Origin of the sequence: Gordonia sp. SL306, assembly GCF_026625785.1 — a bacterium.
Taxonomy (GTDB): Bacteria; Actinomycetota; Actinomycetes; order Mycobacteriales; family Mycobacteriaceae; genus Gordonia.
This window is the reverse complement of the sequence record NZ_CP113063.1, coordinates 117898-131467: the sequence shown is the minus strand read 5'-3', so window position 1 is coordinate 131467 and position 13570 is coordinate 117898. Positions and strand designations below refer to the sequence as shown.

General features: G+C 68.0%; 11 protein-coding genes. 6 read left to right on the top strand and 5 right to left on the bottom strand.

Features of this window, described 5'->3' with window-relative positions:
* Positions 1-21: 21 nt before the first annotated feature.
* The 4 genes from treY to OVA31_RS00575 form a co-directional block, all read right to left on the bottom strand.
* Positions 22-2370 (bottom strand): malto-oligosyltrehalose synthase, encoded by a 2349-nt coding sequence (gene treY, locus OVA31_RS00590; protein WP_267629226.1) that lies wholly within the window; start codon positions 2368-2370, stop codon positions 22-24.
* Positions 2367-4811 (bottom strand): glycogen debranching protein GlgX, encoded by a 2445-nt coding sequence (gene glgX, locus OVA31_RS00585; protein ID WP_267629225.1) that lies wholly within the window; start codon positions 4809-4811, stop codon positions 2367-2369. The genes treY and glgX overlap by 4 nt, the downstream gene beginning before the upstream one ends.
* A gap of 114 nt (positions 4812-4925) precedes the next feature.
* Positions 4926-7121 carry an acyltransferase family protein gene (locus tag OVA31_RS00580; protein ID WP_267629224.1) on the bottom strand — a complete coding sequence of 732 codons (2196 nt, stop codon included), beginning with the start codon at positions 7119-7121 and terminating at the stop codon, positions 4926-4928.
* A gap of 164 nt (positions 7122-7285) precedes the next feature.
* Positions 7286-7882: a TetR family transcriptional regulator gene (locus OVA31_RS00575; protein ID WP_267629223.1), complete on the bottom strand. Its 597-nt coding sequence runs from the start codon at positions 7880-7882 to the stop codon at positions 7286-7288.
* Positions 7883-8003: 121 nt separating this feature from the next.
* Between OVA31_RS00575 and OVA31_RS00570 the strand changes: the two genes are divergently transcribed.
* The 6 genes from OVA31_RS00570 to OVA31_RS00545 are packed head-to-tail and all read left to right on the top strand — an operon-like array spanning position 8004 to position 13286.
* Positions 8004-9323, top strand: coding sequence for an adenosylmethionine--8-amino-7-oxononanoate transaminase (locus tag OVA31_RS00570; protein ID WP_267629222.1), 1320 nt, complete (start codon positions 8004-8006; stop codon positions 9321-9323).
* On the top strand, positions 9320-10519 hold the full coding sequence (locus tag OVA31_RS00565; protein WP_267629221.1) for an 8-amino-7-oxononanoate synthase: 1200 nt from the start codon (positions 9320-9322) through the stop codon (positions 10517-10519). Before OVA31_RS00570 ends, OVA31_RS00565 begins: the two co-directional genes overlap by 4 nt.
* Positions 10516-11373 carry a dethiobiotin synthase gene (gene bioD, locus OVA31_RS00560; protein ID WP_267629220.1) on the top strand — a complete coding sequence of 286 codons (858 nt, stop codon included), beginning with the start codon at positions 10516-10518 and terminating at the stop codon, positions 11371-11373. The genes OVA31_RS00565 and bioD overlap by 4 nt, the downstream gene beginning before the upstream one ends.
* Positions 11370-12398 (top strand): biotin synthase BioB, encoded by a 1029-nt coding sequence (gene bioB / locus OVA31_RS00555; RefSeq protein ID WP_420714121.1) that lies wholly within the window; start codon positions 11370-11372, stop codon positions 12396-12398. The genes bioD and bioB overlap by 4 nt, the downstream gene beginning before the upstream one ends.
* A 22-nt stretch (positions 12399-12420) precedes the next feature.
* Positions 12421-12693, top strand: coding sequence for a hypothetical protein (locus OVA31_RS00550; RefSeq protein ID WP_267631345.1), 273 nt, complete (start codon positions 12421-12423; stop codon positions 12691-12693).
* Complete coding sequence (locus OVA31_RS00545) at positions 12690-13286, top strand: DUF2567 domain-containing protein (RefSeq protein WP_267629218.1); 597 nt, start codon at positions 12690-12692, stop codon at positions 13284-13286. Before OVA31_RS00550 ends, OVA31_RS00545 begins: the two co-directional genes overlap by 4 nt.
* On the opposite strand, the gene OVA31_RS00540 is transcribed toward OVA31_RS00545, so the two are convergent.
* Positions 13274-13537, bottom strand: a complete 264-nt coding sequence (locus tag OVA31_RS00540; RefSeq protein WP_267629217.1) for a helix-turn-helix domain-containing protein — start codon at positions 13535-13537, stop codon at positions 13274-13276. The genes OVA31_RS00545 and OVA31_RS00540 overlap by 13 nt on opposite strands.
* Positions 13538-13570 lie beyond the last annotated feature (33 nt).

The window sequence follows — 13570 nt, the reverse complement described above, 5'->3', positions numbered from 1 at the left end:
TGACACCACCTGACGGTGTGCTCAGCCTGAGCGGGTGAGAATCGCGACGGGTCCGGGGGCGAGCAACTGCGCGAGATGGGCGGTTCCGTCGAGGGTTTCGCCGGTCACCGCGTCGGTCCAGGTCCCCGGCGGCAGGGTCACCGAGGTCGTCGAGCGGTCGTGCGCGGACAGACTGTGGGTGAAGCGCGCGGTCACCACGGCGACCCGCGGATCATCGTCGTCTGCTCCCCGGACGAAGGCGATCACGTGGTCCGCGCGCGGGCCCTCGGTCGGCAATGGAGCGTAAGTGCCTCCCGCACCGAAGGCGATCGGATGATCGGCACGGGCCCGCAGGGCCACGCGGATCAGTTCGGCCTTGGGATGATGCTCGGGCCGCGAGTAGTCCACCGGCCGACGGTTGTCGGGATCGACGAGAGAGTCGTCCCACCATTGGGTGCCCTGGTAGATGTCGCCGACCCCCGGGCCGAGCAGTGCGATCGCCTTGCGCGCCATCGCCTCGGCCTGCCAGCTCGCCGAGATCTCGCCGACCAGTCCGGCGATCGCGTCCGCGGCGTCACCGGTGGTGACGGCGTCCACCCACGAGTCGAGAGCGCTCTCGAACTCCTCGTCGACCTCGGTCCAGGTGGTACGCAGGCCCGCCTCGCGGGCCGCCTTCTGGGCATAGGCGCGTAGTCGTGTCCGCAGGGTGTCGTCGACCGCCCCGTATACGGGCCAGACGCCGAAGATGTTCTGTAGCAGAAAGTATCCCGTCAGGTCGTCCGGCGGCGGCGCGAGGGACCAGATCCGGCGGACCAGCAGCGACCACCGCTCCGGTACCTGGGCTAGCAGGGCGATGCGGGCCCGCACGTCTTCGCCGCGTTTGGTGTCGTGCGTCGACGTCGCGGTCATCGCCCACGGCCAGTCACGTGCCCGGCGGGCATTGCGGGCATGGAACTCCCGCAGCGACATCGCCGGGTTGGCCGGGTCGCCCCCGACCTCTTGAGCGGAGACGAGTCTTGCCGTGCGGTAGAACAGGCTGTCCTCGACACTCTTCGCCGTCACCGCGCCGCAGGTCTGGGCGAGCCGAGACGTGGCCGCACCGGGGCTCGCGGTGGATTGGACCACGAGGTCGAGTGCGGATGCGAGAGCAGGTGCGCGACGGGCGATCTCCGCTGCGGTGTCGAGGAGACGGGAGCGCAGGGACGGGTAGTCGGCACGATAGACCCCGATCTCGGCGATCAGCTCGGCGGTCGCGTCGGCTATCGCGTCGACGTCGGCGGACGGATCGGAGTGCGTGATGGCCCGGACGAGTCGTCGATGCTCGGTCGGGAACATCTGCCGGACGGTTGTCAACTTGCGTTCTCGTTCGGTCGCGTGCAGCCACGCCGAGTCGCCGGTCGTCGCCGTGATGCTCTCGTGGACCTCGTCGAGCTCGATGATCCCGGTCGGCGCGATGAAGACGGCATCGATCGCGCGCATCTGCTCGTAACCCGTGGTTCCCTCCACCGGCAGGGTGGGCTCCAGATCCTCGTCCGACGCGAGAATCTTCTCGATGTAGATCAACCGGCGATCGCCGACGTCGCCCCTCAGACGTCGCAGATAGGCCTGCGGATCCCAGAGCCCGTCCGGATGGTCGACGCGGACGCCGTCGATGAGGTCCTCGTCGACGAGGTCGAACAGCCATCGATGCGAGGCCGCGTAGACCTCGGGGTCCTCTTGACGCAGGCCGGCGAGTTCGTTGACGGTGAAGAACCGCCGGTATCCGATCAACCCGCTGTTCCACGGGACCAGCCGATAGTGCTGACGATCGTGCACCTCCGCGGGCGTGCCACTCGAGGTGCCGGGAGCCGTGGGGAAGACATGGTCGTAGTACCGGAGATGCCCGTCGTCGACGGAGAGGGGCGAGAGGTCGCCGTCGGCGGCGATCACCGGGAGCGCGATCTTGCCGTCGGTGCCGTTGTCGGTGGAGAAGTCGACGTCGAACCACGTCGCGTAACGCGAACCCGAGCCGTACCGCAGCAGGTCGTTGAACCACGGGTTCTGTACCGGGTCCGCGACGCCGGTGTGGTTCGGCACGATGTCGACGATCACCCCCAGTCCGTGATCGGTGGCGGCGCGACGCAACGCCCGCAACCCGTCGATCCCGCCCAGTTCGGCCGATACGCCGGGCGGTGGCACCCAGTCGTATCCGTGGGTGGAACCCTCGACCGCGCGTCCGATGGGCGACAGGTACAGGTGACTCACGCCCAGGTCGGCGATCCGGGGGAGGATCTCGACGACCTCGGCGAAGCCGTGGTCCGGGGTGAGCTGAATCCGGTAGGTGGCGACCGGTTCTCGTCGTCCGCCGATGCCGTGGGCGTCGGCGGACGACACCTGCCGTTCGGTGCTCACGCCGTCTTGCGCAGGACCAGGACCGATCGGGCACCGACGGTCACGGTCGTGTCGGCCGCGGCGGTGAGGTCGGTGGCGCCGTCGGCGTGGGTGGTGTCGAGTTCGCCGGTCCACTCCAGGCCCCACGACGACGGTGGCAGGTGGAAGTCGATGTCGCCGTCGTGCGCGTTGAAGCAGATGAGAAAGCTGTCGTCGACGACCTTCTCGCCGAGTTCGTTCTTCTCCTCGATGCCGTCGCCGTTGAGGAACACCGCCAGGCTCTTGCCGAACCCGCTGTCCCAGTCCTCGGCGGTCATGGCCTGCCCGGCTGGGGTCAGCCAGACGATGTCGAGGGCCTGATCGCCCCAGCGAATCGGCTTGCCGGCGAAGAACCTTCGGCGCCGCAGCACAGGGTGGTCGTGGCGCAGCGCGATGGCCCGGCGGGTGAAGTCGAGGAGGTCGGTGTTCTTCTCGGCGAGTGACCAGTCCATCCACGAGAGTTCGGAGTCCTGGCAGTAGACGTTGTTGTTGCCCTGTTGCGTCCGGCCCATCTCGTCACCGTGCGCCAGCATGGGTGTGCCCTGTGAGAGGAACAGGGTGGCCAGGATGTTGCGTTGCTGCTGTGCGCGCAGGGCGAGGATGTCGGGGTCGTCGGTGGGGCCCTCGACCCCGCAATTCCAGGACCGGTTGTGACTTTCGCCGTCACGATTGTCCTCGCCGTTGGCGATGTTGTGTTTCTCGTTGTAGGACACCAGATCACGCAACGTGAAGCCGTCGTGGGCGATGACGAAGTTGATGCTGGCGAGGGGCCGACGGCCGGTTGCCTCGTACAGGTCCGACGAACCTGTCAGCCGGGACGCGAACTCGCCGAGGGTCGCCGGTTCGCCCCGCCAGTAGTCCCGGACTGTGTCGCGGTATTTGCCGTTCCATTCAGTCCACAGCGGGGGAAAGTTGCCGACCTGGTAGCCGCCCTCGCCGACATCCCAGGGCTCCGCGATGAGCTTGACCTGGCTGACCACCGGATCCTGTTGCACCAGATCGAAGAACGCCGATAGTCGGTCCACGTCATGCAGCTCGCGTGCGAGGGTGGAGGCCAGGTCGAAACGGAAGCCGTCCACATGCATCTCAAGGACCCAGTACCGCAGCGAATCCATGATGAGCTGCAGCGTGTGCGGATGGCGCCCGTTGAGACTGTTCCCGGTTCCGGTGTAATCCATGTACATCTCGGGGTTGTCGTCGACGAGCCGATAGTAGGCCGCGTTGTCGATCCCGCGGAACGAGACCGTCGGGCCGAGATGGTTGCCCTCCGCCGTGTGGTTGTAGACCACGTCGAGGATCACCTCGATGTCGGCCTTGTGGAAGGCCCGGACCATCGCCTTGAACTCGGTGACCGCGCTCGCCGGCTGGTCGGGCTTCGACGCGTATTCGACGTGGGGTGCGAGGAACCCGAAGGTGTTGTACCCCCAGTAGTTCCGGAGGCCCTTGTCGTGCAGGACGAAATCCTGCATGAACTGGTGGACCGGCATGAGCTCGATCGCGGTGACGCCGAGCGACTGCAGATGGTCGATGATCACGGGGTGACACAGTCCCGCGTACGTTCCGCGTAGATGCTCCGGAACATCGGGGTGAGTGGCCGTCATCCCCTTCACGTGGGCCTCGTAGATGACTGTCTGGTGATAAGGCCGACGCGGGGATCGGTCACTCTGCCAGTCGAAATACGGATTGATCACCACCGACACCATGGTGTGTCCCAGCGAGTCGAGCTGCGGCATGTCGGCCGGTGCACGGGTGGTGAGCGTCAGCGAGGACTCGGTGTCGCCGTTCGGCTCGGTCTCGGTCTCGGTCTCGGTGTCGGTGTCGGTGCCATCGGTGTCCGGTTTTCCGACGGACTCGGGCGGCGTCTGATCCGTGCCGCCGGGCGTCGTGTCCAAGTCTGCTTCGGCGGCCTCGTCGGCGGCGGGAGCCTCGTCCGGTCCTTCATCGACCATCGGGTACGAGAACAGTGACGCATCCCCGTCGAACTCACCGTGGAAGGCCTTTCCGTACGGGTCGAGCAGCAGCTTGCTCGGATCACACCGCAGACCCTGAGCGGGGTCGTAGGGGCCGTGCACCCGGAAGCCGTAGAACTGACCCGGGCCGACGTTGGGGAGATAGCAGTGCCAGCAGTATCCGTCGACCTCTTCGAGGCGGATCCGACGTTCCGTCCCGGCGTCGTCGATGAGACACAGATCGACCGCGGTGGCGACCTCCGAGAACAACGAAAAGTTTGTCCCCACACCGTCATACGTCGCCCCGAGCGGATATGCGCTGCCCGGCCAGACGATGAAGGGTTCCCGGTCGTCCGGTGGCGCCGCGAAGTCGAACGGATCGGGGACGTTGGTGACCTCCGCGGGCTGGGCGGGGCGCGAACCTCCGGCATCGGGGGCCGGTGACTCAGTCACTGCGACCTTCGGCGATTCCATGAGACGACACTAGCCGTCAACGGTCCCGGGTTCATCTCGGAGAGCATGCCGACGACGTGTGATCGACGACGTCACACCTCTTCAACGGGGCGAGGGGGTCAACGGGCGAGGGGGTCAACGGGGTGACGGGCCCGTCCACGGCGCCGCCGCCGCCATCTGGCGGCCCAACTCGTCGCTCAGGCTGCGGACAAACGTCGCGCTGAGGTGATGCCAGTCCTTGTAGACGACCACATTGCCGACGATCGCCGGGCACAACTCCGCATCGCAAACCCCGTTCGAGAGGTCGAGGGCGTGGAACATCGGCCGGGTGGCGGCCAACGCCTTGGCCGGGTCGTCGGGAGCCAGCGCCGCGGCCCGTCGCGTCGCGCAACTGGTGGCCGACCCGCCGTCGGCGAGACACGTCGGCGTGTCGATCAGACCCGCGGCGTTGTGTGGCCAGGGTGTGTCGCGGATGCCGAACACCTGGATGCCCGCCGCGATGAAATCGTCGAAGATCGGCGTGTAGGTCGGGGGCACCCAGTCGCCGGGCTCGTAGTCGCGCGGCCGGGTCGAGTTGGTGAAGATCGCGTCCGGCTTGTCGGCGATGACCTTCTTCTGGACCCGCATCACCCAGTCGTGGCACTGCGGATACGGTATGCCGTCCTGTTTGGGGACGAGCTCGGTCGACATCGGGCAACCCATCTTCAGATACGTGGTCACCTTGAAGTGATTGCGTTGCCCGAGCAGGTTCAGTGCACTGATCCACATCTCGGCGTGCGATCCGCCGATCAGCGCGATCGTCTTGGTCGCGTTCGGGTCGCCGTACACACCGACGTGGATGTCGGGGTCTTCGAAGCTGCTCATGTAGCCGTCGGTGGAGGTCTCCGGGAAGTCCTTGGTGACCAGCAATGGCGAGGGCTGAGGATCCAGTGCGGGTACCGGCAGGCCGTTGAGGAGTGCCCGACCACCGGGATACAGGCGCGGATCGAGGTTCTTGGTGTCCACGACCATCGTCGAGACGTGTCGATCCCAGATCTTGATACCGACTCCGGTGACCAGGGTTGCGATCACCAGGATCGACGTCAGTACCGACGTGTAGGTCAGCCAGCGGGTGTGCCCGTCCCGGCGGGCGTGCGCCAGCCGCGACCGGCCGCCGCCGCGCAGCGGATCCTCGATGTAGCGCTTGGTGAGCCAGGCGAGGGTGATCGAGACAGCGAGCAGGACCACACCCTCGAGTACCGAAGCGTGGTCCTTGCCCCGCCACGTCAGGTAGAAGATGAGCAGTGGCCAGTGCCACAGGTAGAGCGAGTAGGCGATGGTGCCCAGCCAGACCGGCCACCGGCTGGCCAGCATCCGATTGACCGGTGGGAGGGCCTGCGGTGACGAGACCCCTGGACGCGGACGCTCCAGGGCGGTTGCGCCTGCCCAGATGATCAGCAGCGTCGAGCCCACCGGTATCAGCGCCCACGGTCCGGGGTAGGAGTCGACTCCGTCGATCCACCAGCCGCAGGTGACGATCAGCGCCAGGGCCACGACCGCCGCGACCGTGCGGAGCCACCTCGGGACGCGCCAGCGGGGCAGCCAGATGGCCAGCAGCCCGCCGGCGAGTGGTTCCCAGACCCGCGAGAAGGTGTCGAAATAGTTGAACTGCTGATTGACCCCCATGCGCATGTGGGCCCAGTAGAACGACACGGCGGCCACGAAGAGGACGGCGACGCCCACGAGCACCCGGATGACCCGTGGCTCCGCGAGGGGCGCCAGAGCTCTCGCGGCCAGTTTGATGACGGCGGCGAACACCAGGGCCACGACCATCGTGGCCACGAAGAACTGGCCCTGCACCGACATCGACCAGATGTGCTGGAGCGGGCTGTTGGCCGAGCTCGCGGCCAGGTAGTCCTGGGAATTGAACGCCAGATGCCAGTTCTGGTAGTACAGCGCGCTCGCGACCAGTTCGCGTCCGATGCTGACCCAGCGGGTCTGCGGGATGACGATGACGGTGAGGACGGCGATCGCGATCAGGACGGTGAACAGTGCGGGCAACAGTCGGCGCAGCAGGCGCTTCAGGCGTGGCCACGGATTGATCGTGTCGCGGTAGGTCACGTGCGGTGCCTGGCTGTGGATCGCGTGGCGGAGCAGCGACCCGATGAAGAAATATCCGGACAGCGCGAGGAAGACGTCCACACCGCCCGACACCCGGCCGAACCAGATGTGGAAGCACGCGACGAGTGCGATCGCGATCCCGCGCAGACCGTCGAGGTCGGTGCGGTACGCGGGCACGTTGTTCACCGGGGCCGGCGTGGCCGGGGCGGCGGTGTGGGTCGGAGCTGCCACTACCTGGGTACGTCTTCCTGTCTCGACGGCGCGTTCGGCGAATCGAGCGCGACGACTGGTTTGGTGTGCCAGAGGCTGGTGTCGGGAAGCAATCTACATGTCCAAGCTGTGATATCTCGATTCGGTCCGCTCCGACACGCCTGCGGTCACACCCCCGCTGACCTTTACTTTTCTTTACCTTCGGCCGAGCCGGGCGACGCAGTCACGGCCAAGGCGCGCAGTCGCGCGCCGTCGAGGATCACGCTCAGGCCGTCGGTGAACTCGGCGGTGAAGTCCCGGTCCGACGGCTCGATCACCTGGAGACGTTCCATCTGGGCACGTGTCTGCTCCTCGATGGTGAGTCCGATCACCAGCTGACACACCGCCGTCGCGACCGCCCGGGCATCTCGATCGCTCAAGCCGCCGTCGCGGGCCACCGAGGACAGATCGATGGCGATCGACTTCGGCGACAATCCGCTGGCCCAGCTCGACGACACCACCTCGGCGCTGTCGGGCACCGAGAGGAGTGCCGCGCGCATCCCGGTCGCCAGGAACGCCAACCGCTCATCCCACGGAAGCGACCCCGGTGCCGTGTGCACCTCGCCGAGGATGTCGTCGGACAGGGCTGCCAGCAGCGTCTGCTTGTTGGGGAAATGCCAGTACAGGGCGTTCGGGCGGACGCCGAGGTCCGCGGCGAGCCGCCGCATCGAGAGGTCGGCGAGGCTGTGGTCGGTGAGGATGTGCCGAGCCGCTCGCAGGACGTCGGCCCGATTGTTGCTCACCCGCTCAGGGTAATGGGCGCGCGCCCGACGACGCGCGCCCTGTACAGCGTTCAGGAAGCCTGTACAGTGTCCAGGACGCCGTCAGCCCGAACGACGTCTCCCGATCTCGAAGGACATCGCCGTGGACGAGGCCGCCATCAGTCGTATCGATGCCGAGCACGTCTGGCATCCGTATGGCGCGATGCATGCGGCAGGCGTCGACCCGGCGCAGCCGCGCCCACTGGTGGTGCGGGGCGCGCACGGGGTCCGGCTGGAGCTGGGCGACGGTCGCATCGTCGTCGACGGGATGAGCTCGTGGTGGGCGGCGATTCACGGCTATCGCCATCCGGTTCTGGACGACGCGGTGACCCGTCAGCTCGGGGCGATGTCACACGTGATGTTCGGTGGTCTGACCCATGAACCTGCCGCCAGGCTGGCACAGCTGCTCGCATCGATCACCCCCGAGCCGCTCCAGAAGGTCTTCTTCTGCGACTCAGGTTCGGTGTCGGTGGAGGTGGCGGTCAAGATGGCGCTGCAGTACTGGCGCAGTCGCGGCCACGGTGAGCGGACCCGGCTGCTCACGTGGCGCGGCGGCTACCACGGCGACACGTTCACCCCGATGAGCGTCTGCGACCCCGACGGCGGCATGCACTCGATGTGGACCGACGTCCTGACCGAGCAGCTCTTTGTGCCCGCGCCGCCCGCGGCGTTCGACGACGACTACGTCCGCGTTCTGGAATCCGCGGTCGAACGGCATCGCGACAGGCTGGCCGCCGTCATCGTGGAACCGGTCGTGCAGGGTGCGGGCGGGATGCGTTTCCACGATCCGCGGTACCTCGGCGAACTGCGCCGCATCTGCGACCGTGCCGGCGTCCTGCTGATCTTCGACGAGATCGCGACCGGATTCGGCCGCACCGGTGAACTGTTCGCGGCCGATCATGCCGGGGTCGCCCCGGACATCATGTGTCTGGGCAAGGCGCTGACAGGCGGATACCTGACCTTGGCGGCCACCCTGTGCACGCCTGAGATCGCCGCGGTCATCAGTGCCGGGGAAGCGGGCGGGCTCGCGCACGGGCCGACCTTCATGGCGAATCCGCTGGCGTGTGCCGTCGCGGTCGCCGCGGTGGAACTGCTGCTCGATTCCCCGTGGCGGGAACGGGTGCAGGGGATCGAGAGCCGGTTGCGGACGGGACTGACCGACCTCGACGGTCGCACGGGGATCGTCGACGTTCGGGTGCGTGGAGCCATCGGGGTCGTCCAACTCGAGGGTCCGGTGGACATCGCGGCCGCCACCGCCGCCGCCCTCGACGAGGGCGTGTGGGTCCGGCCGTTCCGGGATCTCATCTACGTGATGCCGCCGTTCGTGTGCACCGACGACGACATCGACACCATCACCCGCGGGGTCCGCGCCGCCGTGCAGGCATGTCTGTCCACCGATCTCGTCACGGGAGCCATCCGATGACCACCACCGAGCTGCCGGATTCCGCGATCACGCCGGTCGCCGACGGCGACGATGCGCTGGCGTGGCTGGCCGACGAGGCCGCTCGTCTGCGTGCCGCCGGATTGCATCGCGAACCCGTTGTGCGACCTCCTGATCCGGCGATGATCAATTTGGCCTCCAACGACTACCTGGGCCTCTCCGGCCATCCGGCCGTCGTCGCCGGTGCCCACGCCGCACTGGACACCTGGGGTGCCGGGTCGACCGCGTCGAGGCTCGTCGTCGGGACCACCGAGCTCCATGTCGACCTCGAGGACGATCTCGCCGACTTCCTCGGTTTCCCTGCTGCGCTGGCCTTCTCGTCGGGTTATCTCGGCAACGTCGGGGCGATCACCGCGCTGGCAGGCCGAGGGGACCTGATCGTCAGCGACACGGGTACGCATGCGTCGCTGATCGATGGATGCCGGCTGTCGCGGGCGCGGGTGGTGGTGACCGATCGCGGTGACCACGCCGCGGTGCGTGCGGCGCTGCGCGAGCGGACCGAACGGCGGGCCCTGGTGGTCACCGATTCGGTGTACAGCATCGACGGCGAGCCTGCCCCCGTCGCCGAGTTGTATTCGGCGGCTCGCGATCACGGCGCCGCATTGCTCGTCGACGAGGCGCACGCGCTCGGGGTGCGCGGACCGGGTGGTCGGGGACTGGTCGCCGAGCTCGGACTGTCGGGGGCTCCGGACCTGGTCGTCACGACGGTGCTGTCCAAATCGTTGGGCGCGCAGGGCGGGGTGGTGCTCGGATCGGCGTTGCTGCGTTCGCACCTGATCGATCGGGCGCGGACCTTCATCTTCGACACCGGGCTCAATCCGGCGGCGGTCGGTGCGGCGCGCGCCGCGCTCGGGCTGCTCCGTTCGGATGCGGCGATGCCGGACCGACTGCGCGCCAATGCCACCCGGCTCGCTGCCGCGATCGGTGTACCCGACCCGGCCGCTGCGGTCATCTCGTTGGTCATCGGAGAACCGCAAAGGGCGGTGGCCGCCGCCGCGATCTGTCGGGATCGCGGAGTCCTCGTGGGCTGCTTCCGCCCGCCGTCGGTGCCCGCGGGCACTTCGCGACTGCGGCTGACGGTGCGGGCCGATCTCGACGGACCGCTGATCCATCACGTCGCCGACGTGGTCAAGGGTGCGCTGCGAGAGGTCGGGATCCGAGAGGTCGGCGAGCGATGACCGGCCAGGTCCTCGCGGTCACCGGTACGTCCACCGACGTCGGCAAGACCATCGTCACGGCAGCGCTGGTCGCGGCCGCCGCTGATGCGGAATTGGCCGCAGCCGTGTGCAAACCGGCACAGACCGGGGTCGCGCCCGGGGAGCCCGGCGACCTTGCCGTGATCGATGAGTTGGCCGGTCCGGTCAGCACCGTGGAATGCGCTCGCTTTCCCGATCCGCTCGCCCCGGACACGGCCGCCCGACGGGCCGGGATGGCTCCGCTCGATCCCGACACCGTCTCGGCCGCGATCACCGCGATGTCCGCCGACCACGACGTCACCTTCGTCGAGGGCGCTGGTGGTGTCCTGGTCCGACTGGCCGACGGATTGACCCTGCTCGATGTCGCGGCGGCCACCGATGCGGGTGTGCTCATCGTGGTTCCGCCGGGGCTCGGTGCACTCAACCATGCCGAGCTCACCGTCGGTGCGATCGTCGCCCGCGGCCTGCGTCCGGCCGGCCTCGTGGTCGGTTCCTGGCCTGCCGACCCCGATCTCGCGATGACCTGCAATCGCATTGACTTGCCGCGTGTCACCGGGGTGCCGATCGTCGGCGTGATCCCCGCCGGCGCGGGGGCCCTCGATCGGGCGGAATTCCGTCGCCGTGCGCCCTCGTGGATAGACACCGACTGGCTCCGACGTGAGTGCGCCCTCCCGCCGACAGCAACCTACTTTTCGTCGACAGCAACTGAATTCGCCTCGACAGCAACCGGATCCCCGCCGACAGCAACCGGATCCCCGCCGACGGCAACCGAGATTTCCGCGGCGGCACCGTCTGCCCACCCTGAATGCCCGTCCACCGAAGGAGTTCACTCGTGACCCAGGCACCCGTTGTATCCGAACCGACAACCGGCGACATCCTCGACGTCGCGCGCGCACAGGTCCTCGACCGCGGGGAGCCGCTGAACCGCGAGCAGGTCCTCGAGGTGCTGCGGCTGCCGGAAGAGCGTCTGACCGAACTGCTGCAGCTGGCCCACGATGTCCGGATGCGGTGGTGTGGCCCCGAGGTCGAGGTGGAGGGCATCGTCTCGCTCAAGACCGGCGGCTGCCCTGAGGATTGCCACTTCTGTTCGCAGTCCGGCCTTTTCGCGTCGCCCGTGCGCAGCGCGTGGATCGACATACCGTCGCTCGTGGAGGCCGCCAAGCAGACCGCGAAGACCGGCGCCACCGAGTTCTGCATCGTCGCGGCGGTCCGCGGACCGGACAAGCGGCTGCTGAGTCAGGTCGCGGCCGGCATCGAGGCGATCCGCAACGAGGTCGACATTCAGATCGCCTGCAGCCTCGGCATGCTGACCCAGGAGCAGGTGGATCAGCTCAAGGACATGGGCGTCCACCGGTACAACCACAATCTGGAGACGGCCCGCAGCCACTTCCCGAATGTGGTGACGACCCACACCTGGGAGGAGCGCTGGGATACGCTGCGGATGGTCCGCGACGCCGGCATGGAGGTCTGCTGCGGCGGCATCCTCGGCATGGGGGAGAGCCTGGAGCAGCGCGCCGAGTTCGCCGCCGACCTCGCGTCGCTGGAGCCCGACGAGGTGCCGCTCAACTTCCTCAATCCGCGCCCGGGCACCCCGTTCGGCGACCTCGACGTCCTGCCGGCCTCCGAGGCGCTGCGGTCGGTCGCCGCGTTCCGTCTCGCGCTGCCCCGCACGATCCTGCGGTTCGCGGGTGGTCGCGAGATCACGCTCGGCGATCTCGGCGCCCAGCAGGGGATCCTCGGCGGCATCAACGCCGTCATCGTCGGCAACTATCTCACCACGCTGGGCCGACCGGCCGAAGACGACCTCGACCTCTTGTCGGATCTGTCGATGCCGATCAAAGCACTCAACGACAGCATCTAGGCTCGACGACGTGACGTCTCCGATGACGACGCCGGGGCCCTCGGGCATTCCGGACGCGCTGCATGAGATCCCGGGCCCCCTGGCCCAGCCCTGCCGGTTCGGTGTCCACACCGGACTCGCGCTCGAACTGGAGTCGGCCGAAGCGGTGCCGACGGCCGCCCGGATGGGGCTGGAACCACCCCGGTTCTGCGGGCAGTGTGGTCGACGCATGGTGGTGCAGGTACGGCCGGACGGATGGGGTGCCCGGTGCTCCCGGCACGGGACGGTCGATTCGACCGAACTGGGCCTGCGGTGACCGACGCCGGACGTCGGCCCGCCGTCGGGCCGCTGATCGCGGTGGTCGGTGCGGTGGTTCTGCTCGGTTCGGTGGTCGGGATGATCTGGGCGGAGGTGACCCCGGCGATGTCGGGCCGGGTCGTCGACGCCGACTCGGCGCTCATTCCGGCAGGTCAGTTCCCCGAGGAGTTCGCGGGCGTCGGAACCTTCGCTCTGCTCTTGTTCGGCTATGGGGTGGTCGCGGTGGTGATCGCATGGTTCGCGAGTCGTCGGTGGCGGGGTCCGTTGGGATTCGTCGCCGTGGCGATCTCGACGGTGATCGGCTCGCTCGTCGCGGCCTGGGTCGGCACGATGGTGGCCGACTGGCGTTTCGACGATCCGAGGTCGTCGCCGGTGGGTTCGACCTTCGAGGTGGTCCCGGACCTGTGGCTCGACGGCGCCGTGCGGGGAGGGCTCGCCGGTCCATGGGTCCTGTTCGTGTGCGCGCCGCTGGCCGCCTCGCTGGTCTATCTCGGTCTCGCGCTCGCCTCGCGCCACGGTGACCTGGGCGTCGGGGACCTGCTCGACGCAGGTACCGAGGAGCAACTGCGACCCACCGCTCAGCCGATGTGAGCGGTCACCTCGCCACTCATCGCCGTGGCGAGCGTCTCCACCGAGACATCCAGGACCCGGCTGAGTGCCACGACGGTCGCGAACGACGGCGTCAGCAGGCGGCCGGTTTCGATCTTGCGCAGCGTCTCCGGAGAGATCCCCGCCGCACATGCGACCTCATTCGTCGTGCGGTTGCCGCGACGGTCGCGCAGCAGCGCACCGAGCCTGCGGCCTGCGGCGATCTGCTCAGCGGTCAGAGGTGCACGAACCATGAACCCACTCTAGCGACCCCGGTATGAAAATAC